General features: G+C 37.3%; 24 protein-coding genes, 2 pseudogenes and 1 riboswitch. Of the genes and pseudogenes, 7 read left to right on the forward strand and 19 right to left on the reverse strand.

Annotated elements, in window-relative coordinates; translation table 11 throughout:
- Window positions 1-20 precede the first annotated feature (20 nt).
- From OR571_RS08955 to OR571_RS08980, 6 genes are all read right to left on the reverse strand, one after another.
- Window positions 21-1,244, reverse strand: a complete 1,224-nt coding sequence (locus OR571_RS08955; protein ID WP_481900376.1) for an ABC transporter substrate-binding protein — start codon at window positions 1,242-1,244, stop codon at window positions 21-23.
- Between the two features lie 160 nt (window positions 1,245-1,404).
- Window positions 1,405-2,466 (reverse strand): branched-chain amino acid ABC transporter permease, encoded by a 1,062-nt coding sequence (locus OR571_RS08960; RefSeq protein WP_282242472.1) that lies wholly within the window; start codon window positions 2,464-2,466, stop codon window positions 1,405-1,407.
- A 4-nt stretch (window positions 2,467-2,470) separates the two neighbouring features.
- Window positions 2,471-2,803: an ABC transporter permease subunit gene (locus OR571_RS08965; protein WP_282242473.1), complete on the reverse strand. Its 333-nt coding sequence runs from the start codon at window positions 2,801-2,803 to the stop codon at window positions 2,471-2,473.
- Between the two features lie 2 nt (window positions 2,804-2,805).
- On the reverse strand, window positions 2,806-3,501 hold the full coding sequence (locus OR571_RS08970) for an AMP-binding protein (RefSeq protein WP_282242474.1): 696 nt from the start codon (window positions 3,499-3,501) through the stop codon (window positions 2,806-2,808).
- A 15-nt stretch (window positions 3,502-3,516) separates the two neighbouring features.
- Window positions 3,517-4,290 (reverse strand): ABC transporter ATP-binding protein, encoded by a 774-nt coding sequence (locus tag OR571_RS08975; RefSeq protein ID WP_142539102.1) that lies wholly within the window; start codon window positions 4,288-4,290, stop codon window positions 3,517-3,519.
- Window positions 4,291-4,813: 523 nt separating this feature from the next.
- Window positions 4,814-6,019 (reverse strand): EAL domain-containing protein, encoded by a 1,206-nt coding sequence (locus OR571_RS08980; protein ID WP_282242475.1) that lies wholly within the window; start codon window positions 6,017-6,019, stop codon window positions 4,814-4,816.
- Window positions 6,020-6,346: 327 nt separating this feature from the next.
- Here OR571_RS08980 and OR571_RS08985 point away from each other — a divergent pair, with 327 nt between their 5' ends.
- Window positions 6,347-7,699: a uracil-xanthine permease family protein gene (locus OR571_RS08985; protein ID WP_282242476.1), complete on the forward strand. Its 1,353-nt coding sequence runs from the start codon at window positions 6,347-6,349 to the stop codon at window positions 7,697-7,699.
- 587 nt (window positions 7,700-8,286) lie between these two features.
- Here the strand turns inward: OR571_RS08985 and OR571_RS08990 are convergent.
- The 3 genes and pseudogenes from OR571_RS08990 to OR571_RS09000 form a co-directional block, all read right to left on the reverse strand.
- Window positions 8,287-9,186 (reverse strand): glycine betaine ABC transporter substrate-binding protein, encoded by a 900-nt coding sequence (locus OR571_RS08990; protein WP_282242477.1) that lies wholly within the window; start codon window positions 9,184-9,186, stop codon window positions 8,287-8,289.
- Window positions 9,183-10,040 (reverse strand): ABC transporter permease, encoded by an 858-nt coding sequence (locus OR571_RS08995; RefSeq protein WP_282242478.1) that lies wholly within the window; start codon window positions 10,038-10,040, stop codon window positions 9,183-9,185. The genes OR571_RS08990 and OR571_RS08995 overlap by 4 nt, the downstream gene beginning before the upstream one ends.
- Window position 10,041: 1 nt before the next feature.
- Window positions 10,042-11,296 (reverse strand): annotated as a pseudogene (locus OR571_RS09000) (quaternary amine ABC transporter ATP-binding protein).
- 349 nt (window positions 11,297-11,645) lie between these two features.
- Here OR571_RS09000 and OR571_RS09005 point away from each other — a divergent pair.
- The gene (locus tag OR571_RS09005; protein ID WP_282242479.1) at window positions 11,646-12,203 is read left to right on the forward strand and encodes a GbsR/MarR family transcriptional regulator; all 558 of its coding nucleotides are present in this window, start codon (window positions 11,646-11,648) and stop codon (window positions 12,201-12,203) included.
- A gap of 52 nt (window positions 12,204-12,255) precedes the next feature.
- Here the strand turns inward: OR571_RS09005 and OR571_RS09010 are convergent, their stop codons facing one another.
- From OR571_RS09010 to tlp, 3 genes and pseudogenes are all read right to left on the reverse strand, one after another.
- Complete coding sequence (locus OR571_RS09010; RefSeq protein WP_282242480.1) at window positions 12,256-13,038, reverse strand: YqhG family protein; 783 nt, start codon at window positions 13,036-13,038, stop codon at window positions 12,256-12,258.
- Window positions 12,986-14,582 (reverse strand): annotated as a pseudogene (locus OR571_RS09015) (DEAD/DEAH box helicase). Before OR571_RS09015 ends, OR571_RS09010 begins: the two are co-directional and overlap by 53 nt.
- Before the next feature lie 126 nt (window positions 14,583-14,708).
- Window positions 14,709-14,945, reverse strand: a complete 237-nt coding sequence (gene tlp, locus OR571_RS09020) for a small acid-soluble spore protein Tlp (protein WP_282242481.1) — start codon at window positions 14,943-14,945, stop codon at window positions 14,709-14,711.
- A 169-nt stretch (window positions 14,946-15,114) separates the two neighbouring features.
- Here tlp and OR571_RS09025 point away from each other — a divergent pair, with 169 nt between their 5' ends.
- Both OR571_RS09025 and OR571_RS09030 read left to right on the forward strand, forming a co-directional pair.
- On the forward strand, window positions 15,115-15,756 hold the full coding sequence (locus OR571_RS09025; RefSeq protein ID WP_282242482.1) for a hypothetical protein: 642 nt from the start codon (window positions 15,115-15,117) through the stop codon (window positions 15,754-15,756).
- Between the two features lie 231 nt (window positions 15,757-15,987).
- Entirely contained in the window at window positions 15,988-17,013 is a 1,026-nt protein-coding gene (locus tag OR571_RS09030) for a TDT family transporter (protein WP_282242483.1), read from the forward strand.
- 34 nt (window positions 17,014-17,047) lie between these two features.
- Here OR571_RS09030 and OR571_RS09035 read toward each other — a convergent pair whose 3' ends face one another.
- Window positions 17,048-17,818, reverse strand: a complete 771-nt coding sequence (locus OR571_RS09035) for an NRDE family protein (RefSeq protein WP_282242484.1) — start codon at window positions 17,816-17,818, stop codon at window positions 17,048-17,050.
- A gap of 109 nt (window positions 17,819-17,927) precedes the next feature.
- Between OR571_RS09035 and OR571_RS09040 the strand changes: the two genes are divergently transcribed.
- On the forward strand, window positions 17,928-19,349 hold the full coding sequence (locus OR571_RS09040) for an aldehyde dehydrogenase family protein (protein ID WP_282242485.1): 1,422 nt from the start codon (window positions 17,928-17,930) through the stop codon (window positions 19,347-19,349).
- A 70-nt stretch (window positions 19,350-19,419) separates the two neighbouring features.
- Here the strand turns inward: OR571_RS09040 and OR571_RS09045 are convergent, their stop codons facing one another.
- Window positions 19,420-19,731, reverse strand: coding sequence for a hypothetical protein (locus tag OR571_RS09045; protein ID WP_282242486.1), 312 nt, complete (start codon window positions 19,729-19,731; stop codon window positions 19,420-19,422).
- 199 nt (window positions 19,732-19,930) lie between these two features.
- Between OR571_RS09045 and OR571_RS09050 the strand changes: the two genes are divergently transcribed.
- Both OR571_RS09050 and OR571_RS09055 read left to right on the forward strand, forming a co-directional pair.
- Entirely contained in the window at window positions 19,931-20,806 is an 876-nt protein-coding gene (locus OR571_RS09050; RefSeq protein WP_282242487.1) for a radical SAM/SPASM domain-containing protein, read from the forward strand.
- Window positions 20,807-20,960: 154 nt separating this feature from the next.
- Entirely contained in the window at window positions 20,961-21,173 is a 213-nt protein-coding gene (locus tag OR571_RS09055; RefSeq protein ID WP_282242488.1) for a hypothetical protein, read from the forward strand.
- 72 nt (window positions 21,174-21,245) lie between these two features.
- On the opposite strand, the gene OR571_RS09060 is transcribed toward OR571_RS09055, so the two are convergent.
- The 5 genes from OR571_RS09060 to queF form a co-directional block, all read right to left on the reverse strand.
- Window positions 21,246-21,785 (reverse strand): VUT family protein, encoded by a 540-nt coding sequence (locus OR571_RS09060; RefSeq protein ID WP_282242489.1) that lies wholly within the window; start codon window positions 21,783-21,785, stop codon window positions 21,246-21,248.
- 30 nt (window positions 21,786-21,815) lie between these two features.
- On the reverse strand, window positions 21,816-22,544 hold the full coding sequence (queE, locus tag OR571_RS09065; protein WP_282242490.1) for a 7-carboxy-7-deazaguanine synthase QueE: 729 nt from the start codon (window positions 22,542-22,544) through the stop codon (window positions 21,816-21,818).
- Window positions 22,537-23,010: a 6-carboxytetrahydropterin synthase QueD gene (gene queD / locus OR571_RS09070; RefSeq protein ID WP_282242491.1), complete on the reverse strand. Its 474-nt coding sequence runs from the start codon at window positions 23,008-23,010 to the stop codon at window positions 22,537-22,539. Before queD ends, queE begins: the two co-directional genes overlap by 8 nt.
- Window positions 23,011-23,013: 3 nt before the next feature.
- Entirely contained in the window at window positions 23,014-23,673 is a 660-nt protein-coding gene (gene queC / locus OR571_RS09075; RefSeq protein WP_282242492.1) for a 7-cyano-7-deazaguanine synthase QueC, read from the reverse strand.
- A 266-nt stretch (window positions 23,674-23,939) separates the two neighbouring features.
- Window positions 23,940-24,440, reverse strand: a complete 501-nt coding sequence (queF, locus tag OR571_RS09080) for a preQ(1) synthase (protein WP_282242493.1) — start codon at window positions 24,438-24,440, stop codon at window positions 23,940-23,942.
- Window positions 24,441-24,556: 116 nt separating this feature from the next.
- Window positions 24,557-24,603: riboswitch (PreQ1 riboswitch) on the reverse strand.
- Window positions 24,604-24,840: the final 237 nt, after the last annotated feature.

Genomic DNA, 24,840 nt, shown 5'->3' on the forward strand with positions numbered 1-24,840 from the left:
CAGTTATTTGTAAGCATTTATTAATCGTTGTGGCTGAAATAATCTGTTAACGGCTCCCATTTACCACCTTTCACAATACCAAGGCGTGTCTGTTCAGTACCTGTATGGCTATCTGCACTAAAACTAACAGGAGCTCCTAAACCACCAAGATCTAAATCCTTTAAAGATTCCAGTCCTGAACGAATTTCTTCCCCAGTTAAATCTCCTTCCGGATGTTTTTTAGCTGCTTCTTGAATTCCCGCTACTAGGATTTTTGCAGTTGTCCACCCTTGAATGAATTTTTGGTTTATATCTTCCAACGTCTTTCCTTCTGCATCTAAATACTCTTTTATTTCAGCCATTCCTGGAAGATCCTCTGACGGCATTGCATGAGAAAGAATTCCTATATAGCCTTCTGCAACGTCAGCACCAACAATGTCAATTACCCCTTCACCAGATGCCCAGTTCAAACCGATAAATTGTGTCTCGATTCCAAGCGTATTAGCATCTCTTAAAATAGTCGCTGTTGCCCCCCATGTTTCTTGAATAATTGCATAATCAGGATTTTTCTTTTGCATATTCAGCAATTGAGATTGCGCTTCTGTAGCTTGTACATCGACGATTTGTTCATCTACGATTTTTACACCTATTTCTTCACCATATGCTTTAATATCTTCAATCGGTGAACGTCCAAATGCAGTATCATTATATAAAAGTGCGACTGTTGGATCTGAACCTTTATGATTATCCTTGATCCATTTCAAAACAGAGCGCCCTTGGTCTGAGTAAGATGCAGCAGCCAAGAAATTATACGGACTTTCCTCAAGACTCTTTAAGTTTTCCGAATAGGAAGCAGAAAAGAATGGAAGTTTATCACTAGCCACTTGTTGACGTAAAGCTTCCGTGTCACCAGTCCCCCAACCAAGTACAGCGGAAACCTCTTCCTTATCACGAAGTTCCTGATAAATCTTTTGTGCTTGTGGAATTTCATACGCATAGTCTTTCCCTGTTAACTCAATAGTTAAGCCATCTACTCCACCTTTGCTTTTTAAATACTTGAAATATGCTTGTTCTCCTTCTGCATAAGGAGTCCCTACATCACCAGTTCCTCCAGTAATATCATAAAGCCCACCAATTTTAACCGTTCTGCCCCCTTCTTTTACTTCTCCGTTTACCGCTACCTTTTCATCCGAACATGCACCAAGCAATAAGACGAATATTATCCCCATTATCAAACTCGTAAACTTACTTTTTCTCATTTTCACGAATATCCCCCTTTTTTATCAAATTCGCCTCGGCGTATTTGCGCCCAGATTTTCTCGAACTTGCTCGAGAAATTCCTCTAAAAATCTGTGGCATCCGCCGGAGGCTTTAACTTTATTCAGCAGTTATTATTTGCTGAATGAAGTTAAAACCCTTTTATTATTAATAGGAAAATGGCCATAATCTAAAGTACTTTTTCATATTGAGCCAAATATGAGCTAATCCACCTGGTTCAAATATTAAAAACAAAATAATTACCGCACCAAATACAAAGTCTTTAAAAGCGGAGAGTAGCTGGTACAAATCTGGTGCAAAGGCAGCTAAAACGTCGATAATAGAGCTTAAACTTACCGGCAAAAGCGTGATAAAGATAGCTCCCAATATGGAACCAAATATACTGCCTAAGCCCCCGATTAAAATCATAGCCAAATATTCGATTGATACATGAAAACTATAAAGCTCTGGGCTAACAATCATCGTATAATGCGCTAATAACGCACCTGCAATTCCGACAAAAAAGGAACTGATCGCAAATGCCATTACTTTATACTGGAAGAGATTTATCCCCATTATTTGTGCTGCAATATCACGATCTCGGACCGCTAGAAAAGCTCTACCAGTTCGTGTTCTTATCAAATTTGTAGCATACAATATAGTTAATAGAAGAATAATTGCACATAAATAGTAATAACCTGTATTACTGGATAAAGAAAATTCCCCAATTGTCGGTCGGTTCAGGACCATTCCTGCCGTTCCTCCTGTTACACTATCCCATCTGCTAATAACAAAAAGAATAATGACTTGAGCAGCTAGGGTAGCAATCGCTAAGTACAAGCCTTTCAAACGCAATGACGGGATGCCAAATAGACCGCCTATTAGGGCCGTTACAATTCCCGCTATTGGCAACGCTATCCAAAAACTTAAACCATAAGTGGACGTCAATATTGCCGAAGTATAACCTCCCACCCCTAGAAAGGCTCCTACCCCAATCGATATTTGTCCTGTTAAACCAGTCAATATATTAAGCCCGATCGCCCCGACAGACGCAATTGCACATAATGTGAACAGTCCTATCCAATAGTTGGACACCAACAAAGGCAGTGCGAGTACGATAAGTACAATAAGTAGGGCTTTGACTTTAGCTCCAGTAGTTCCAAACAACTTCATATCGTCGCTATAGGAAGTTTTATAATTCCCACTTTCCCTTACAAATAAATTACGCACTCCATCACACCCTCTCGATTCTTCGACTACCAAATAATCCATGTGGTTTTAACATCAATATAAGGAGCACTATGATAAAAGGAACTACATCCTTCAGACCCCCTCCTACAAGAGGATCCAAATAACCTCCAGCTAAGTTTTGAACAATCCCAATGATAAATCCCCCAATAATTGCTCCTAGAACACTATCCAAACCACCTAAAATAACGACTGGTAAAACCGTTAAGCCAATTGCAGACATGGTAGGACTCAGACCATTTATATTACCAAGAAGCACCCCACCAACTGCAGCCACAACAGCTGCAATTGTCCAAGTTGCAGCATAAACGTATTTCACACTCATCCCCATGGACAATGCAGCTTGACGATCATCAGCAACTGCTCAACCAGCGTAAGATTTTTAGCAGCCTCTATTAAACTATTATGTGTAAGTAACACCCCTTTAGGTTTGCCAGTTGTCGCAGCACTATATGCAATCATTGCATAATCATCTCCAAGTATCTGCGCTAGTTTATCTTGAAAAAAGTGTGGATTATCCTCAATTAAATTGATTCCGCGATCTAATAAATCCTCCAAATCTATTAGCTTTGAATGTCTGTAATGGCGCATCCCCTGTTTGTTGTAGTAAATAATATATTCAACAAGCGGAATCTCCTCTTCGATTTCAAGTAATTTATCCACTTGCTCCTGATCTTCCACTACAACGATACGTGCCTGACAATCATTTAAGTAATAGACAATCTGCTCCGGAAGGGACTCCTGATAAATCCCAACCGATATCCCTCCCAAACTTTGGGCTGCCATTTGTGAATAGAGCCACTGTGGTCGATTCTCCCCTATGATTGCAAGTTTTTCACCGCTTTTGAAAGCTAACCTTTTAGCAAGCGAAATAGCTAATTGTTCTACTTTTTTTAAATAGTCACCCCAAGTAATTTCGTTCCATATTCCCAGGTGTTTTTGCCTGAGTGCAACTTCTAGTTCATGTTTAAATCCACGTTCCGCTAAAAGATTAGGTAATGTTTTTTTTGACCCCATTTTTGTTCCACCTTTCTAAATAACGGTTTCTTCCCCAATATAAGCTCGAATGACATCCGGATTTTTCTGTATTTCTTCCGGAGTACCAAATCCGATACGTTTTCCAAAATCTAAAACTGCAATATGATCAGATAAATTCATGACGATTCCTAAATCGTGTTCGATCAATACAACCGTTATATCCATCACCTCATGCATATCTAGTATGAAACGCGCCATCAAATCTTTTTCTGCATTGTTCATCCCGGCCATTGGTTCATCTAATAGTATTAACTCCGGACCGAGTGCTAGCGCTCTGCCTACTTCCACTCTTTTTTGTAATCCGTAAGGGAGTGTTCCAACAGGTGTATGTCGTATATCTTGTAGTTCTAGAAACTCAATGACTTCTTCTACTTTTCTTCGATGTTCAATTTCTTCCTTGGCTGCTTTGCCAACATACAATCCTCCGCTGATTGCACCCGAGTTCATCAATGTATGTCTACCTAGCTTTAAATTGTCTAATACCGACATATGAGCAAACAATGCTATATTTTGAAAAGCCCGTGCAATTCCAAGTGTTGTCCGATGATAAGGCTTCATGTTCACTATTTCCTGTCCTTTATAACGGATGGAACCACTAGTTGGTTGATATAAACCACTTATACAATTGAGCATACTTGTTTTCCCTGCCCCGTTAGGGCCAATAAGCGAGAAGATCTCTCCCTTTTTTATATGATAGGTAACGTCATCTAATGCTTTTACTCCACCGAATTGTAAAGACACGGCCTCTATCTCTAGAATAGGCTCCACTAGGATTCCCCTCTCAAACTAACATTTGTAATTTTTAATATATTCTGAATACTACTTCAGGAGCGACAGCTTTGTCAATGTAATTTATGGAACTTAAGAACTAGTATTTTGTCGATAATTACATTAAAATGCACAGAAAATGAAGAGGAAATAAAGTATGCTTTTTTCTATATAATTACAATAAAATAGACCGAATAGATTAATTGCACTAAGAGACTCTTTCATTTCGTAATTACTTTAACGAAAAAAACTCCATCTATGACGATTGATCATAAACAGAGTTACTAAGGTTATTCAACTTTCGACAAGAACTTCTTCATTCATATCTCTTTCAGCATTTGAAATTTTTTATAAGTATGAAGATATATTCTTTTAACATCTCTATTGAAGCTCTCTTATCCATGCTTTTAAAAAGACGAACGACTACTACAATCATTAAAAAATGCGAAAGGATATGACAAAGTCGCATCCCTCCGCATCAAGAATTCCAAATAGTAGTGTAGAACTCAAAACATATATTATTTTACCTAAAAATATTATGTTTAAATAAGTATTCATAGGAAATATCGATAAATAAATAACCATTTACATTAATAGGCAATGAAAAAGTACGCGTCATTTCCCCAGTGTCGATGTCACTATACACATCAGAAAAAACTCCGCTTTGATTATTGCGCATTGTAATAATCGTCTTCAAAAAGTATGGACGCCAACTCCAATTTTTATTGATCGCTTCTTTTTGTATATGCCACTTGTCATTAACACGCATAATATTAGGGGATGTTTGAAAACCTTCTTCATCGCAAATATAAAGGCGGAAGGAATAATTATCTAACGCTTCGGCAAGTGCAAGAAGCTGATTCGTGTCATCACTCGTCGGCTTTATCAGGTGTATAGATTTTTCTAATATACTCTGTAAACTTTTTAACTCCTTGTAGTTTTCTTCAAGAAGCCTTTTTTCTGCAGAGATGAATTGCTTACATTTTTCTTTAAAGCTTTCTTTCAACTGATTACGTGGAATCGTTGCTGTAAGTACATCTGCTAAGTACTTCCCTTGATAATAGCGACCGCCGTTTTTCCAAGCAAATTGAAGCTGGTGGACACTATCAATGCCTTCAAATAACATATTTGCACCAATCCTACGCGCCATTGTACTAAGGGAGGTGAACAAGTCATTTTCTACACCCCACGACTCATAGCTCAACTTTGCTATATTCAACTTCAGGATATTAGGAGATAGCATATTAATATAATCTAGATGACTTTCTGAACCAACCTGGTTTATAGCTATTTTTATCCCGTATGTTCGAAAATATCGAAGTACATTATTCAGTTCTTTAAATGCACCTTTAAAGTCGTGCTCCGATACGACGACCACTATGCGTTCTAGTTCATCTTCTGGAATATATTTTTTAATGATATCAAAATAACTTTCTCCATAGTCGAGCACAAGTAAATTGGCGTTACACGGCAAATAAATATCAAAATCTTTCGCTTCCTCTTCTAATCGAGAAAGAGCAAGATCCCAAATTTTATGTGTCACTTCCACACGGTACTCTTCCGGAATATCCTCATCAAAGGCAAATGAATTCAAATTCACCTCTTTATCGTCAACAATAAGTTTACCAGAGATTTCATATGCAATAACTATATGCTCATCCGCACTAAAAATTGGTTGAAAACACACTTTTAGTTGATCTAAATTCGTTAGTACTTCTATTGCATCCATTTTCGTATTCCCCCTTAAAACTTCAAACGACTTTTTCCTTCTTTTCATGGTATTCCAATGAAATACAACTTGCAATCGAATTGTATGTAATTTCATTTACAAATTATGACCCAATTTCAAACGAATCAATAGTTGAACTAAAATTCCATTGAAATCATGATTGTAATAATAAAATTTAATTCCGAACGTTTCACAACGCCATAAAACACAAACTTTATTTTAAAAAATATAAATATAGTTCGTGTTTGGTTTGGATATTTGTTTTATATTACTCTATAATATCAAATATATTAAACAAATACGAATGTTTAGGAGTGTTCACTAGAAATGCTAGTACCAATAAACAAACAAACGGAAGAAAAAAGGAACCATCCACACTTAACGGTTGGACCCGACGAAAAAGTCTCACGTGGGCAGTCTATTTTACTCGGTTTACAACATGTATTAGCTATGGACGTATATGTAGTTCCCTTTATTATCGCCATGCTGATTTCCCTACAAGCTGGTCAATCAACAGCTTTAATACAATCTACCTTTATAGCTGCTGGGATTGCAACCATTGTACAAACCTATTTCTGTATGAAACTACCTGTTGCTCAAGGGCCTTCTTTTATACCGATCGGGGCTATCGTAGGTATATACGCTGCTAGTGGTGGTGGAATAAATGGATGGAGTACGGTTTTAGGTGCTAGCTTTATTGCCGCTGTTCTAGTAATTATTTTAGGATTTACTGGCATCTTTCATAAATTGATTAGATCTTTTGTACCTCCAATTGTTGGGGGTACCATCATTTTTGTAGTCGGCCTGTCCTTAATGCCTGTTGCCTTAAATGATAATATTTATAATGCGGTTGGTGCTACTGTTACCCAAAATGTGTATTTAGCACTTATCTCAGGTACTATGCTTATTCTATGTGTGATGTTAGGTTCTTTGTTTCAAAATAATGGTCGCATTTTCCGTATTGCATCGGTTATAATCTCGCTAATCGTCGGGTGTATAGCAGCTAGTTTTATGGGAGTATTGGATTTATCTGCTGTTGCAGAAGCAAAATGGTTTAGTCTTCCCCAAATTCCTTTTATCGATTTTAGTTTTTCTTTTAACCCATCAGCGATTATTACAATGATTATTATTTACGTTGTGTTAATGGCAGAAACAACTGGCACGTGGTTTGCGGTAAGTAATGTAATAGACAAACCATTAACCGTTCAAAACATTAATCGTGGAGTTATCGGTGAGGGGATTGGCTGTCTAGTAGCTTCGTTATTGGGTACGACTCCTGTAACTGGTTATTCAACGAATGCTGGAATCATTTCCATTACCGGTGTTGCTAGCCGAATTGTTTTTGTTGTAGCTGGTGTCTGGTTTGTATTATTTGGTTTTTCAAGTAAATTATCTGCCCTAATATCGTCCATTCCATCTGCCGTAATCGGTGGCGTTTTCGTCATCATATGCGGCGTCATTGCTATTAGTGGAATGAAAGTGATGAAAAATGAGCATATCGGTGAAAAAGAAATGTATGTCATCGCTGTGCCAATGATTTTGACATTAGCTTTAACATTCATTCCTGATGATTTCTTATACGCTTTACCTACTACATTACAATATTTATTTAACTCACCCGTTGCAACTGCTGCCATCGTTGCAATTATATTGAATAAATTATTACCGAGTCTAAAGTAAGAAAAAGACCAATGTGCCTGTCTCTGGTTCGATCTAGCAAGTAGAAGCTGTGAATAGAATAACGTACATTATAGGGAAACTGCGCGGTAAGGCTTTATTAGGTATCCGCCTTGATTTTCGCTACAGGGTGGACGCTTTCCGCGGGCACGGCTTCAATCTCCTCGTCGCTCACGCTCCTGCGGGGCTTTCAGCTCGTGCTGTTCCCGCTGGAGTCGCCACCCTTTCGCTACAATCCAGTAGAGTTTGCTAATTACTAAGTCATAATGCACTAGATCTAGTACTATATTGTTTTTTCTATAGGGAAAACCTATGATTAATTGAATAAGACTTACTTTTTAGTTATTATTAGTAGGTTCTATTGATTGGAGTGCAAGGCGACGACTCCTGTGGGATTAGCGAGACAGGTGAGACCCCGCACGTAGCGTTAGCGGAGGAGGAGGCTCACCGCTCGCCCCACGGAAAGCGTCCGCCTGGAGCGGAAATCATGGCGGACATCTTAGTATCTTACCTCGCAGTTTCCCTATACTGTCTTTAATTCAAAAAAGCTCATCACCTATTACGAATGATGAGCCTTTTCATATATACTTTTATTCTTGTAAGTCTTCAATAGATGTAATGTCCATATAAGATGGGACAACTAAACCTATTTTTACACCCGTCATACTAGCACCAAGATCTTCAAACTTTCCATCGAACTTCTCTGCATAAGTTGCGTGAGTTAAAGGTAACCATCCCGCAAGTGATGCATCTGCACTACCATCGGCAACTGCAGTCCACATAGGACCTGCTTCTACTTGTACTGTTGTTACTTTATAGCCCATGTCTTCTAAGACTATTTTCATCACATTTGTGCTGGCAATTTCACTATCCCATGCTACATATGCAAGCTTAATTTCATCGCCGTCTACTTTTTCAACACCATTTGTCCATTCAGCAACTTTTTCTGCATTTGCATCAATCCAGGCTTGTGCAGCAACTTCTGGTTTTTCACCTTCTTGAATGGCAATCATAATTTCACCCATATCCTCTTCAGACCAACTGAAATTCGATAGGATTTGGTGAGCCTCAGGTAAGTCTTCTTGCAGTCCAGTTCGGCCGATTGTATGGATTTCTTCTTCCGCACCATATGAGCCTTTTGGATCTTCAAGATATTTCAAATCATATTTTGCGAACTTCCAATGAGGCGTCCAACCAGTAATAATAATTGGTTTTTCTGCATCATACGCCTTTTTCAAAGCAGCAGTCATGGCTGCACCAGAACCTGAAACTAAATCCCATTTTTCTAATTCATAATCTGAAATAGCACGTTCTGTTGCTTCCATAATTCCGGCACCTGGGTCAATACCAGTAATTTTATAATTGACTGACTTTCCAACTGAACCAGCTTCTGAAGTGGAACTATTACCCTCATCTGAACCACATGCAGCAAGTCCGATAGATAGTAGAGCGATTGCTCCTAAACCTGTAATTTTTTTAGCTAAATTCATGATAATTTTCCCCCTATTTTTTTCTTTCTAATACCTGCTTGTTGCGTAATACGATCTAAAATAATGGCAACAATAACGATAGAAACTCCAGTTTCCACCCCTACACCGGTTTTCAATTGTGTTACAGATCGATAAACTTCTTCCCCAAGTCCTGGTGCACCAACCATGGATGCAATAACAACCATCGATAGGGCAAGCATGATGCTTTGATTGACGCCGGCCATGATCGTTGGTTTAGCAAGTGGAATTTGTATTTTCATTAGTCGTTGTCCAGCCGTAGAACCAAATGCTTCTGTCGCTTCTATTAAATCCTTTGGAACCTGTTCAATTCCTAACATAGTTAAACGAATCGTTGGAGGCATCGCAAAAATGACCGAAGCTACTACTCCTGGAACAACTCCAATATTAAAGAAGAAAATCGCCGGTATTAAGTAAACGAATGCAGGCATCGTTTGCATTAAGTCTAGTAGTGGATTGACCACCTTACGGACACCTGCTTTTTGCGAACCCCAAATACCAATTGGAATACCGATTACTACAGCAAGAAATACCGAGGTTAATACGAGGGCCAACATTTGAAGCATTGGATACCAATAGCCTAAGTAATCGATGAACAAAAGACCGATTAATGTAAATAAGGCTATTTTTCGAGTAGAAATAAAATAAGCGATTAAAGCAAAGATGATCGCTAGTAAAATCGATGGAACCATATCCAGAACTGTTACCGCTCCTTCAACAACTCCTCCTAGTACATTAGCAATTCCATCCAACACAGAACCGAATGTAGAAACGAGCCAATCAACGCCACTATCAATCCAATCTGCAAACGGAAGTCTAGGTAATAATTCATTCATCTTATACTACCTCCGTATTCATTTGGTCTGCTGGCGCGATTATTCCATCATTATTGATAAACTGGTTATCACCTGATAAAGCACCAATCAGTGCCCCGCGAATAATAATCCCTAGCAGCTTTCGATCTTCACTAATAACCGCTACCGGAATCGTAGCAGTGGATACTACATCAAAAAGCTCAGTCAACACAGTATCTGGCGAAATCATTGGAAGATTAGAGATTAATACTTCTTCTAGTGACTTATCTGTTTCTGAAGCTGCTACTGCATCCTGTGCAGTTACTGCTCCCATTAAACGATTACTTTTATCTACCACATAAATAGAAGAAATTCCGAGTTGTTTCATTAAACGAAGGGCAACGCGAGGTCCTCTGTCTACCTGTACTGTATCTGCTTGTTTCATAATGTGTCCCGCCGTTAATACTTTCGCTAAGTCGACGTCTTCAACGAAGCGTTCTACATACTCATTCGAAGGGCTCATCAATATCTCTTCTGGTGTACCAATTTGCACAATTTCTCCGTCTTTCATAAGTGCAATACGATCTCCAATGCGAAGGGCTTCATCTAAATCATGGGTGATGAAAATAAACGTTTTCCCCATATCGCTATGAAGCTGCAGTAGTTCATTTTGCATATCTTTCCGAATAAGGGGATCTAGTGCACTGAATGCTTCATCCATTAGTAGAATATCTGGATCATTGGCTAGTGCCCTTGCAAGTCCCACACGTTGTTGCATTCCACCGCTCAGTTGGTTCGGGTATTGATCTTCGTATCCAGCAAGACCAACAAGCTTTAATGATTCGACCGCTTTTATTCGGCGCTGATCTTTTGGTACTCCTTGAATTTCCAAACCATATTCGGTATTCTCAACAATTGTCTTATGTGGAAAAAGAGCAAAATTTTGAAAAACCATGCCTATTTTTTTTTCGTCTCACTTCTCGTAACTGTTCTTTATTCATTTGCACAATGTCTTCGCCATCTAGCAAAATTTGCCCCACGGTCGGATCGATTAAACGATTTAACATCCGAACTAATGTGGATTTACCGCTTCCAGATAGACCCATGATGACAAAAATTTCACCATCATATACATCAAAATTTACATTTTTCACGCCTACTGTTGCGCCGGTTGCTTTTAAAATATCTCCTTTTGACTTTCCTTCTTTTAGAAGCTGTACTGCTCGCTTCATGTTCTTTCCGAAAACCTTCGTAGTATCCTTAACCACGATTTTTTTCTTGATACTTTGTTCGTTCATATACACACTCCTAACTGCTCATAATAAATGAACACCTAATCATTATATATGTAATATGTTTGTAAAACAACAGTAAAAACTTTTTCTATAGTTTGTACAGTAAAAACTGTATAAAAAATATTTAAATAAATTGCTTTTTTTCATGGATATAATACATTTAATTTAAATTTAAAGGGATGCCAAAATCCCTTTAAATTTAAATTAAGCCTCCGGCGGATGTCATAGATTTTGAAGGGAGTTAATTGCGATGGCGCAATTCAAAATCTGGGCACAATTACGCCGAGACGTAATTGATTTTTGTCAGCTAGTGTAATGAGAAAAGCTGATTTTTAGTGGAGGGAAGACGTAAATGGAAGGTTACGAAAAACTCGAAAAAGCACGGGAACGTATTATCGAGACAATTGCACAAAATATACATCTCTACGGTTTGGTACCTTCTGCAGGTAGACAGTACGGAATGATGTTTTTTCAAAATGAACCACTAACATTAGATGACATGACGGAAAAGCTTGGGATGAGTAAAACAAGCATGAGTACATCCGTTAGAGCTTTGTCTGATTTAAAATTAGTCGAACGCGCATGGAAAAAAGGAGTTCGAAAGGATTTATATAAAGTATCAGATGATTGGTATCAAAGCTTTATCGATTTGTTTTCGATTAAATGGCGGAGATCTGTTACCCTTCATTTAGTTGCGATAAAGAAGTCATTAGCTGAACTTGAGCAGCTACTTGCAGATCCAACAACTAGTGAGGAATTGCAGGAAGAAGTCCAAATCGATATCGAAAAACTAAAGTATATTAAAAATTATTATGAGTGGCTCGAGCGTTTGGTAGATGTCTTTGAAGATCAAAAGATTTTTGACCTTGTACCAATCATGAACGATTCAGATAACAATTTGAAAGACTGAACAATCGAAAAAGGTACTGCCGAAAAGAAAACTTTTCTAGCAGTACCTTTTTTCATTTCATATAAAATAATCCACCGTTTATAATGTCAATTTTAATCTTTGCCTCGTATTGTTCTGCCATTGCTTTTTTCTCCATCTCATAGCATTCCGGCTTTTCTTCTACCTCTTCGTAAAAGTGCTCTAAAATAGCCTGATCTTTTTGCCATCTACTTTTTGCTTCTTCTGCCCAAGCGTGATCTTCCTGTTGTATTAGATTTTCAATTACAGCATCTAATCTCTCTAGCGCACGAAGAGGTTTAATAATAAAAGGTAAAAGAAAGGCTCTTTCTGACTTTTGATCATCCAACTCTTTGGTAGTGATTGATTCCTGAAAACCATTTATCACCTCTCCAGTCATTAAATTAATACCTAATGAATAGAGCATTTCCTTTGTTCGATCACAATAATATGATACTTTATAATTCACCCCTAGCCACGGAGTTAATATAGGTCTAGTTTCCATGTTATTTAATATTCGTTCATACATTTGTACACAAGCACCAAGCTCTCTTGTTGTATGAAAGATCTGACTTAGTCTAGGAGAACCAAAATGCACCACCTCTCCTTTCATATTCTTACTAATCTTCGTTTGATCTGTGATTAAAGTTAATTGAGCCGGGTCAGGCACACCGTTTGTATTTTCTATATACTGCCAATGAAAAGGGCGATTCATAATTTTTTTGTCCATATCAACTGTTAATTGAACAGTCATATAATGCTCATTACCATGCACTATTTCACAATTATTTTCTTTGAAAAACTTTTGTAAGTAATCGTGAACTTGTTGTGGATACATAATGATCCTCCTTAAATTGTCTTTTTAAAAGTTGTCAGTATATCGTCGAGCTCTCCTACTACTTTTTCAAAGACATCTAATTTAACGTAAAGTAAGTCCAATATATCTTTTTCAATCGTGTTTTCAATCGCCAAATTGTAAATATGAACGTCATGTTCTTGCCCTAACCGATGGACACGTCCGATTCGTTGCTCTAGCTTCATCGGATTCCACGGCAAGTCATAGTTTATAACGTGATGACAAAACTGAAGGTTTATCCCTTCCCCACCAGACTCAGTAGCGATCAACACTTGAAATTTTTCTTTAAATAGATGCTTCATATATTCTCTTTTACTCTTATTGAATTGCCCGTTAAAGGGTACACTTGTTATGCCTTTAGAATTTAAGTACCATTGCAGATAAACTTGACTGGCCTTATATTCTGTAAAGATAATCACCTTATCATTTGCTTGGGAGATAATCTCATACACTTTTTCTGCCTTCGAGTTTATTTCTAATGTCATCAGTTTTTGAATAATATGATCAACGAAGGCAATTTCCTCTTGAGCAGTACAGTTTTGCCGCATTTTATTTAACGTCAAATAGGTCGCTTCTTTACTGCTGCACATTTCCTTTTGCAAAGTAATCATCGAAAATGCACCTGAGAAGACTGATGAGACATTTTTAAGTTCCAATATCAAATCATAAACTTCTCTTTCTTCTTTCGTAAATTCGATTGGTATAGTTTGAACACGACGACTTGTCCATTCAATACCTGTCTCTTCTCTTCTATTTCTTACCATTACTTGATTAACTAATTCTCTTAAGTATTCATCATGTTCTAGACTGTGTTTACTAGCGGAAAACGATGATTGAAATGTTTCATAACTACCAAGATGTCCTGGCTTCAGCAGTGAAATGAGATAAAATAGTTCAAATACGTTATTTTGAATAGGAGTTGCCGTCAATAACAAACAAAACTTTTTCTTCAAGCCTTGAACAAACTCGTAAATTTTCGTTTTATGGTTTTTAAGTTTATGTGCTTCGTCAATAATAATCATGTCATAGTTTTGTGCATATATAAGTTCCTTATGTGGGCTTTTTTTGGCAGTGTCCATACTCATCACAACTACATCATAGTAATCGATGGAAGTATTCTTTCTGTAGGCAATTGCAGGAATGTAAAATTTATAGTTCAATTCTTCAACCCATTGATTGATCAAAGAAGCAGGTGCCAAAATCAATACTTTTTTTACTAATCCTCGAATAAGATATTCCTTCAATATTAAACCTGCCTCAATTGTTTTACCTAGACCTACCTCATCTGCAAGAATTGCTTTTCCATTCATCCTACTAATGACCGTTTCTGCCACTTCTAATTGATGAGCAAGAGGTGTTAAGTTTGGTAAATACTTAGGTGATTGGAGCCCAGAAAAATCCGTTATCAGATTGTTTTTTACCGCTTCGTAACTCATCTTATATAATGTCCAATTATCCCAAGGCTCCTGGTTTTCTAATCTGCTTATGAAACCTTCTTTCCATTCAGATGACCTTTCAATTATCATGAATCTCACCTCATGTAACTTTCTTTTTCCTCTTAGAGTGTCCAAAAAAGAAGTACCTATGTTCATTTAAGCGAAATAAATTGGCGAATAAAAAAAGATGGAGATTTCTCTCCATCTTTTTGCTAGTTATGATGAGTAACCGTTTTTTCTAGCCTGAGTCTCATCGATAATCTCTTTTTGAAATCCTTCTAGACTCTTTTCACGACGTTCATTTTTCTGTTTGATAGCTTCTCGTTCCTCACCACTGGTATAAGCCATTAATTCTTCAGCTGCTTCCATATTGTCCTTTGTGTTCTTCACCATATCTTGAAGCTTTTCTACATTATCAGAACGATCATCTGGATTTGAAGTATTTTTACGCATTTTTTCCTCCTTCTGTACAAATATAGGCATACGAGAATTATCGTCCCCATTCAAACTAATAATATTCTGTATAACAATTAATACAAAAATCGTTTAAATAGTATGAATTAAATGAAGAATTTAGGAGAAGATAGAAAAGGAAAAACACTACTAAGGAGGCGAAGGTGATATGTCGATGGAATGGTTTAACAGAGTAGCTAGTGAGCTTCAGGAACAATTGGAATCCATTTGTGAGGAATATGACAAACGTGGACATATGAGTATAAATAAAGCTTCCAAACATCCACGAATGCAATTTTTTGTTGAAACCGATGAAGAGGAAAGAGAATATTTCTTTACTCTGCATTTCGACCCTTATAATGAAGAATTTTACGAAGAAAGTTTTGATACAGTACTTCACCAACCTATTAGAATAATGTTAGATGACATAACGGATATTATAGAAATAGTTCATGAAAGCTTCCATGAATTTATGGAAGAAGATGAAGCTGATTATTATGATTTAGAAGAGGGATACGAAGTTCTAGATGATGAAATTACGCTCGAAGAAATTGACGTTGAATGGGAAACTCCAGAAGTTACCGCCTTCCAAATCGATGATAAGATTGAAGTAACCTATCAATTTGGTATCGATAGCGCAAATGGTGATGGCGTTCTACGAAGAGTTAATCGTATTTGGACGGAAGACTCGGAGTACTTCGAAGACGAAAGTAACTTTAGCTTTAAAAAAGAAGAGGGCAGTACAATCATCGCTATGATCGCCAGCCATCTGGATCAAATGGTAGGCTATGAAGAAATTATAAACGAATAATTTAAATCGCATCTCTTTGTAGAGGTGCTTTTTAATGCAATGATTTAATAACTTTTATTGTTTTTAAGTTTTTTAAAAAAGGTATTGCTTTTTTCATGAAATGTGTTGTATACTATATCTTGTCTTCAATAATATATAAATGTTAACCCTTTGCGAGTATTTGCTCCTGAATGGGTTATTTTTTTTGACTAATTATAAGAGTTAAAAACTCTTTAAAACGGAGATCATGTTATGTTTTCTAATAAAACGATTGATGCTTCAGCAGGTTCGATTATTATGGCCTTTGGTATATTTCTTCTGGGTGCTGTTTATCAATTTCCATTTTTAAATATTCATCTAGGCTTAGTATTATCAGGGTTTTTAGTTATAGCTTGGCTTTTTATGTTCTTCTCATTTTTTCTTTCTTTGTCTAAAAGAGATTATCGAAATAGCTTTGTTAATTTACCTATTAAAAGCTTTGGTGTCGGTACTTGGATTGCAGCAACTTCCGTCATCGGCGACTTAATCTTACAGCGTATTCCTTCTCTTCTATCGATTGTTCAAGTTTTAGCATATGCTAATTTAGTTTTATGGATAGCTTTTATTGCTTTGTGTATTCGACAATGGAAAACAATTATCGTTAATAAGGAGACAAAAAATACGCATGGCGTTATCCTGCTTACCACGGTTAGCACTCAGTCAATTGGCAGTTTGTTGGTAACTACCTTTGGAACTGCTTTCCCCCTCCTCTTAATGATTGCTTTTATTATGTTGGGGATTTTGTTTTATCTGTTTTCCATTACGTTAATTAGTATTCGTTTTGCTTCAAAATGGCGGGATATCCACGAATGGAAAAATACTGATTGTATTATACATGGAGCAATTTCTATCACCGGATTAGCCCTTGTTCAATCAGGGAGTTTCACTTTAGCGACAATTCTGTTCATATGGTATGTCGTTCTTTTTTTATTTGTTATAGTTGAGACAGCGGAAATAATAAGAGGGATTGCAAGAATTCAAAAATATGGTTGGCAAAAAGGAATTTTTACATACAATATCACACAATGGGCGAGAAATTTCACATTTGGTATGTTTTATTTCTTTACAGTCAATTTAGTGCATACCTTTTCATCTTCAAGGAATTCTTTGTCCTTTCAAAATCATTTCCTCAATCTTTTAGGATGGATTGTTTTGATACTCTTAATTGTAGAAATATCCTTATTCTTAATTTTCATTGTCACAAAAATAAAAACTCTTGCGATAGCTAAAAAAATATAAACCATTGTTTCAACGGAAACAATGGTTTTTAAATTTAGGAAGAAGCTAGTTGAAAGGTAAAATGCTTCTCATCTGAAAATTCTCCGTCCACATATGTACGTTCTGCAAAAGTTACTTTATTGTTATTATCCACTAACACTACAGTGGAGCAACGAGTACCGTAATGAGGCATTTTGATAAACAAGGCCGATAAGCTCCTCTCCAGTTCAATTCCGACTCCTGTATTTGGCAGGTCCTCATCTAATGCAATTTCTGCATCTGTCATAATGGCAAACAATTCTTCTAAGTGCACCTCTTTTTTCTTTGAACTGTATGCTTTCAAACTCTCCCTTCCCTTTACTACCTTTGGCCATGACGTGTTTAAAAACTTATTACTCAACCCATGGGTTCCTGGTTGAATCTCTGTAATTTCACCTTCTATATTGTTATAATAGTAAAGTTTTTGTGGATTACCTATTATCAAATTGAATCCATTATATTTTTCTTTGTCTCTACCCAAGTCCTTAAGATACTCTTCGGATGACAGACTACCGACCAAAAAATTTTGCACAATTTCACCACGAGAAGTCTTCCCAACTGTTATTTCAGATGGATTTCGATAATTTGTTAGCGCCGCAAACTTCCCTTCTTTTGTAATGCCTAGCCAAGTTCCTAATCCTACTAGATCCCGACCAGCCAATAAATTCGGAGCATCCTTCCAAAAATGTGCGGACTCCGTTTTCCGATTATAAAACTCATCCCGATTAGCTGCTACGATTAGTTTATAGTTTGGATGGTTGTGAAATTGAAAATTAATTAAACACATTTCTAACTCTCCTACCCTGATTTTTCTTTGTATTCAAATAATTTAGTGGTTATCTTGTCAGATTACTTATATAGTTAATACTATACACGATTTAAGGAAGGGTGATTCGATGAATAAGCAATATTATGTAAATGGTGAATGGAAATCTTCAGAAAAACTTTCGGAACTAAAGTCTCCACACACAAATGAAATTATTGCACACATTCCGCAAGCTACTCGTGAAGAAGTGGAACTGGCAATCGAGGTGGCGGACGCTACTAGAAAAGAAATGGTAGAGCTTACTGCTTATAAGCGTGCGAGTATATTAGAACATATCGCACAATTGTTTGCCGACAATCGTCAAAAAGCTGCTGAAATAATGGCTTTAGAGGCTGCAAAACCTTTAAAATTTGCATTGGCGGAAATAGACCGGACAATTGAAACCTATAAATTTGCAGCAGAAGAAGCAAAACGGTTGACTGGTGAAATGATTCCAATGGACGCTGCCAAAAACGGTGCAAACCGCTTTGGTTATACAATTGAACAACCAATAGGCGTAATTGGAGCTATTACACCATTTAACTTTCCGCAAAATTTAGTGGCACATAAAGTTGGTCCGGCAATCGCATCAGGTAATACCATTGTTTTAAAACCAGCATCTCAGACTCCCCTTTCAGCTCTATTTTTAGCTGAACTGATTGATCAAACAGAATTGCCTAAAGGAGCCTTCAACGTTATTACAGGTAGTGGTAAAACGGTTGGGGATGCTTTAGTTGAAAGCGATAAAGTGAAAATGATTACGTTTACTGGAAGTCCGGCAGTTGGTATCGGTATTCGCAATAAAGCGGGATTGAAGAAAGTGGCTCTTGAGTTAGGTTCAAACGCGGGATTGATCATTGATAAAGATGTTGATATATCTCACATCGTACCTAAATGTGTTACTGGGGCATTTTCCAATCAAGGACAAGTTTGTATTTCGTTACAACGTACATATGTAATGGAAGAACAGTATGATGCTTTTATTAAACAATTTGCTACAGCCACAAAGGAATTAGTTATTGGCAATCCACTTGAAGAGACAACGGATGTATCTGCAATGATTCAACCAGGTGAACAGGATCGTGCCGTGGAATGGGTACAAGAAGCGGTTCAACATGGAGCAGAAATTATAACAGGTGGAACAATAGAAAATGGTGTTTTCATGCCTACCATACTAACGAACGTTTCAGCTAGTTTAAAAGTATCTTGCCAAGAAGTATTTGCGCCGATTGTTGTGGTGAACCGTATTTCCTCCGTTGACGAGGGAATCGCAGCTATCAACGATTCCAACTACGGTCTTCAAGCGGGAATCTTTACAAATGACATTCAAACAGCCTTCAAAGCTTCTAAACAATTAGAAGTTGGTGGCGTCATGATTAACGATATTCCAACTTACCGTGTGGATCAAATGCCATACGGCGGTGTAAAAGAAAGTGGTACGGGTAAAGAAGGATTGAAATATGCAATTCATGAAATGACCGAAACTAAATTAGTTGTGTGGAATCAATCATAAGGAGCTCTATCTCCTATAAAAATAATCACCCATCTGAGCAATGGGTGATTATTTCAATTTAGTCAGCCTCTTATCCTTCTAAACGCGATATTTTATAAATTTGATTGCTCAATGGCATCGCATGAGGAAAATTATAAAACTTTGGAAGAACAAGACCTACGTAGTCATCTAAAAACTTGTTTTCTTTTCTCTCTTCGATCAATACTCTGAATCTAGCCAGTGCGCTTGCTTTTAAATTTTCGCTAATAGGAGATATGCTAATTGTCTCCAAATGTTGTATGGTTGAGGTATTAGACCGCAGTACTTGTTCGACTTCTTTTTGATAATCTTTTGAATTGGTTACTTCTATCACTAGGTTTACTACTGTTATTACTTCGATCAATTGTTTACCTCCATGGATTAAAATCTGCGTACTCTATAATATGGAACCATAATACTATGCAAAAATAAGAAAATCAATATACTCAAGGAATAAGTCTTCTTCCTAATAATCACGCGTATCGATATACTATCCAATAATGTACGTATTTCTGTTAAAATGAGTAGAGTTAAATAACTAGAACTGGAATGGTGAATAAACGTTGAAAACATTTAAAAAAATGTATATCGAAATTACAAGTGTCTGCAATCTTGCTTGTAGCTTCTGTCCTCCTACTGCAAGGAAAGCAAATATCCTCAAGGTAGATAAGTTTAATGAAATACTCGATCAAATCAAACCACATACAAAATATATTTATCTACACGTGAAAGGAGAACCACTTCTCCACCCTAGAGTTGATCAGTTATTAGATGCTGCACATGCCAAAGGATTTAAAGTAAATATCACAACAAACGGGACACTTCTTAAAAAGAATAGACATAAACTGTTAGGTAAACCTGCTCTACGTCAAATGAACTTCTCCCTTCATAGTTTTGACGGACATGAAGGTTCTACCGACCGAGAAGGCTACCTAGCAGAAATCCTTTCATTCGCAAAAGAAGCTGCAGCACAAGGAGTCCTCATCTCCTTCCGCTTATGGAATTTAGACCCGGTTCATGCAACGAGTGAACAAAAGAGAAAAAACCAAGAAACATTAGAAATATTAGAAAAAGAATTCAACTTAGATTACAAAATTGAAGAAAAAGTAGTACCTGGTAGCGGAGTTAAAATTGCAGATCGCATTTATATTAACCAAGATCATGAATTCCAATGGCCAAGTCTACTTGCCCCTGAAGATGACGGTAAAGGTTTTTGTCATGCCCTTCGTAGCCAAGCAGCCATTCTTGTAGATGGTACGGTCGTACCTTGCTGTTTAGACGGAGAAGGTGTCATTGATCTCGGTAACATAAACGATAAACCTTTCTCAGAAATTATTGAAGGCGAAAGAGCTAATAATTTGTATGATGGCTTTTCTAGAAGAGAGGCTGTAGAAGAAATGTGCAGGAAGTGTGGATATCGGAAGAGATTTGGAGCTTAATGTCCTGACTAGTGTTTCATACCTACAAAAGATATGAATAACTTATAAGGGAGGACTTAACTTTGAAATTCTCAACTGCTAAATGGATGGTGATTAGTTTAGGTAGTGCATCAGCTATAGCCATTTTACTTATTTCTATCTAGATGAAAAAGATATGATGGTTCCCTTCTTATCAGCTACTATCAAACCGTTCTTGATGATAACGATGCCTCCTGTCATTATTTTACTTGCTGCTATGCTAATGGCAAATAAAGATAAAGATAAAACAAAAGATAACCGAATTTCCGGTAAACATTTCAAAAGAGCACTTGTCCTTCTAGGTGCACTTCTTTCTTATAAAATATTTTCAGGTTATTTTTCTAAATAATTTCAAAAAGCCCTCCAATCTATCGAAAATGCTCGATGAACTGGAGGGCTATTTTTATACTTAATAATGATGTTACTCCGAAACAAGCTGCTTTCTTCTACTCACATACACTTGATTCAATATCAATGCACCAAACATTTGAATAATCGTCTTCACAATAACCTGTCCCAAAATAGCAAAAGGCACTGCTTCCCAAGGAAGAAAATTAGCTCCAAGTGGGCTTAAGCCAATGATGACGAAGATCACAGAATCTAAAAATCCTCCTACAATTCCACTATAAAACACACGCCAAGCCATTGGCAGCTTTAACCTCGTATAGATCTCTGTATCCGCTGTTTCAGCGATAACAAACGACAGTGCGGATGCTACCACGATTAATAATGTGTCTCCAAGCATGAATGACACTAATGCAGACAAGCCTAAAGCAACAATAATAAATAAATACGTTTTTGCTCTTCCGTATTTATTTTGAACAAGATCTCGGAAAATGAATGTCGCTCCGATTAAAAGCGTTCCCATTGGGACGATAAACACGCCTAACTGTAATGGGGCAAATGCTGCCGTTACCACATTAGCAGTGACGATAGATATTAAATAAAATAAGATTCTCATGATGTTACTCCTTAGGTAATTTTTTGTAGCTTATACGCCTCTTTTATTTCCCCAAACAAGTGCGTGCAGCTGTGGTAGTACTTTAACATCTCTTAATTCCTCATCCGCAATCACCCGGTCAATTAATTCTTCGTACTTCATTAGTAAATGGTTGACTAGACGTGGGTTGTCAGTCGTTGTAATATCATCATTACCCACTTGGAAGTAAAAAGGAATCGCTGGATATCGAAGATGGACTTGCTTGGCATACTCATAATCCTCTTGATTGAAAATGACTATTTTGAGGGAAATATGCTGCTCGCTATTTCTATTGTTAAGCTTTTCAATGATAGAAGATAGAACAGAAAAGTCTGTGGTCATTCCGGAACTCGGAGGCTTTGGTGATATCGTTAGTTCATCGATTTCATACAGCCACTCCTGCCATTTACTCCCTTGCGTCTCCACACCAATTTTTATATTGTTTGCTTTTAAAAGAACAATAAGTGCCTCCAAATTTCGAAGGAGTACTGGATTTCCACCTGAAATGGTGACAAAAGAAAAACCATCTCCTCCAAGACGCTTCAACTCAGCCCAAATTTCTTCTGCAGTCATTTGGACAATTAGATGCTTCCCACTTCCATCCCATGTGAAAGATGAATCACACCAGGAACAGGAATAGTCACAGCCTGCAGTCCGAACAAACATTGTCTTTTGCCCTACCACCATTCCCTCCCCTTGAATCGTCGGTCCAAAAATCTCCATAACAGGTACTTTACTCAACTTCCATCCACTCCCGTCTTGCTTCTGCGTAGCTTGTCGGGGTTTCATACAGCCTGATAAATTCTACTCTAGCCCCGGTATATCGTTGGTCCTCAATCAATGCTTCGCTTAACTTCTCATAGATCCAAACAACAATGTTTTCAGCAGTCGTATTCATCGGTGGAAGTGTTTCGTTTAAATAACGATGATCCAAATAAATCTCTATTTTTTGTTTCCATATTTCTTTTAAATCGCCAAAATCTATCATCAGGCCTCGTTCATCGGTATATCCACTCACCCCTAATACTGCCCGATACGTATGACCGTGCAAATTTTTACATTTCCCTTCATAGTTATGTAAATGATGAGCAGCATCAAAAGTGAATTCCTTACTCACTAAAACTCGCTTGGCATGATACTTTAATTGACTACTTTGGATATCTTCCTCTATCTTTTGGAGCTTATCGACAATTCTAAAACCAGTCATGCTTTAAGACTCCTTTTTGGAGCTTAAATAATCATCAAGCCCTCTTTGTCGTAGCTTACAAGCTGGGCATTCCCCACAACCATCCGCCATTACACCGTTATAGCAGGTCAACGTTTTTTCTCGAACAAATTCAAGCGCTCCCAGCTCATCCGCAAGCTCCCATGTTTGTGCCTTGTTCAGCCACATGAGCGGTGTATCCACCACAAAAGTATCGTCCATCGCTAAATTTAGCGTTACATTCAAAGATTTAACGAAAATATCACGGCAATCGGGATATCCGCTAAAATCCGTTTCACATACCCCAGTCACGATATGCTTGGCTCCGACTTGGCTCGCTAAAACCCCTGCAAAGGAAAGGAACAGCATATTCCGACCAGGTACAAAAGTCGATGGCAATCCACCTTCTTCACCGTCTTCTACCTCTATGTCATCACGGGTTAAAGCATTTGGGGCAAGCTGATTTAAAAGAGACATATCCAGAATATGATGCTTGATACCAAGCTCCTCTGTTATTGCTTTCGCACACTCAATTTCAAGACGATGCCTTTGCCCATAATCAAAAGTTACTGCCTCTATTTCTTTAAAACGTTTTTTTGCCCAAAACAGACATGTTGTGCTGTCTTGACCTCCACTAAATACAATGATTGCTTTTTCCTGCTTCACCTGTAAAACTCCCTTATAACGAAAAAACGGCACTCTAAAAAGAATGCCGTTTTCTTCTTAGTTTTTTTAAGAGGGTAGCTAATAACCTCTTCCTTCATAATGCGGACTATTCAATTTATCCCGCATTAACGGGCAGTAAGACTCCCACTTCAAGATGTAAGAAAAGCGAAAAGATAAGTGGGAGATCAACTGCCCGTAAAAGCCCGATTGGTTCAACTAACAATCAGTGGGGGATGAAGAAAACCCCCACTGATTGAAGTTTCACTTTATCGATTATCTATTTTTTCTGGGTAAAGATCGTGATTCATCAAACGATAATCTGCCATCTCTTCATATTTAGTACCTGGTCTACCATAGTTACACCAAGGATCAATGGAAATTCCTCCACGTGGGGTGAATTTTCCCCAAACCTCAATATACCTTGGATCCAGTAATTTAATTAAATCATTCATGATAATGTTGACGCAGTCTTCATGGAAATCTCCATGATTTCTAAAACTAAATAAATATAATTTTAGCGATTTGCTTTCTACAATCTTTTTATCCGGTATGTACGAGATGTACATTGTCGCAAAGTCAGGCTGTTGTGTAATTGGACATAAACTAGTAAACTCTGGACAATTAAATTTTACGAAATAATCACGATTGGAATGAAGACTATCTACTGACTCCAATACTTCTGGTGCATACTCAAATGAATATTGAGTCCCCTGATTCCCTAACAATGTCAAATCCTTTAAACCTTCTTCTTGGCTTCTGCCAGACATAATAAAAACCTCCAAATAACATAATTTCTAAAGAGGTACCTTTAACCAGTCTATCGCAAACATATAGGATAAAAACAAAAAAGCCATGCCCAAATATGGACATGGCGAAACGTCATGTATCCATAGTTTTTTATAGAGGGTATCAGCTATGAACCTCTCCCGATTAAGATCGGGTACTTGTATATGATATAGAATACTTTCTAAAACGTCAAATAAGCATTCTAAAAGAATCTAAATTATTTTAGATTCTGGTTATTTTCTTTCTCAAGGAAAGATTTCTTGAAATACAAACCATACGTATCTAGCAGTAACAACAGAGTAAAATTAAAATGACCAATCGATGGGCTAAGATCAAGCTGTCAAATAGAAAAAGCGGTTCCTATGGTATTGGCTAGCAAAT

Source organism: Psychrobacillus sp. NEAU-3TGS (assembly GCF_029955155.1).
Classification (GTDB): Bacteria; Bacillota; Bacilli; order Bacillales_A; family Planococcaceae; genus Psychrobacillus.

Coding starts and splice junctions, on each gene's coding strand:
- OR571_RS09060 (WP_282242489.1), bottom strand. CDS start 21,785: ATGAGAATCTTATTTTATTTAATATCTATCGTCACTGCTAATGTGGTA.
- OR571_RS08970 (WP_282242474.1), bottom strand. CDS start 3,501: ATGGGGTCAAAAAAAACATTACCTAATCTTTTAGCGGAACGTGGATTT.
- OR571_RS09005 (WP_282242479.1), top strand. CDS start 11,646: ATGGAAGGTTACGAAAAACTCGAAAAAGCACGGGAACGTATTATCGAG.
- queD (WP_282242491.1), bottom strand. CDS start 23,010: ATGACTGGTTTTAGAATTGTCGATAAGCTCCAAAAGATAGAGGAAGAT.
- OR571_RS08995 (WP_282242478.1), bottom strand. CDS start 10,040: ATGAATGAATTATTACCTAGACTTCCGTTTGCAGATTGGATTGATAGT.
- tlp (WP_282242481.1), bottom strand. CDS start 14,945: ATGCGTAAAAATACTTCAAATCCAGATGATCGTTCTGATAATGTAGAA.
- OR571_RS08985 (WP_282242476.1), top strand. CDS start 6,347: ATGCTAGTACCAATAAACAAACAAACGGAAGAAAAAAGGAACCATCCA.
- queF (WP_282242493.1), bottom strand. CDS start 24,440: ATGTCTGGCAGAAGCCAAGAAGAAGGTTTAAAGGATTTGACATTGTTA.
- OR571_RS09030 (WP_282242483.1), top strand. CDS start 15,988: ATGTTTTCTAATAAAACGATTGATGCTTCAGCAGGTTCGATTATTATG.
- OR571_RS09010 (WP_282242480.1), bottom strand. CDS start 13,038: ATGTATCCACAACAAGTTCACGATTACTTACAAAAGTTTTTCAAAGAA.
- OR571_RS09025 (WP_282242482.1), top strand. CDS start 15,115: ATGTCGATGGAATGGTTTAACAGAGTAGCTAGTGAGCTTCAGGAACAA.
- OR571_RS09055 (WP_282242488.1), top strand. CDS start 20,961: ATGATGGTTCCCTTCTTATCAGCTACTATCAAACCGTTCTTGATGATA.
- OR571_RS08990 (WP_282242477.1), bottom strand. CDS start 9,186: ATGAATTTAGCTAAAAAAATTACAGGTTTAGGAGCAATCGCTCTACTA.
- OR571_RS08980 (WP_282242475.1), bottom strand. CDS start 6,019: ATGGATGCAATAGAAGTACTAACGAATTTAGATCAACTAAAAGTGTGT.
- OR571_RS09035 (WP_282242484.1), bottom strand. CDS start 17,818: ATGTGTTTAATTAATTTTCAATTTCACAACCATCCAAACTATAAACTA.
- OR571_RS09040 (WP_282242485.1), top strand. CDS start 17,928: ATGAATAAGCAATATTATGTAAATGGTGAATGGAAATCTTCAGAAAAA.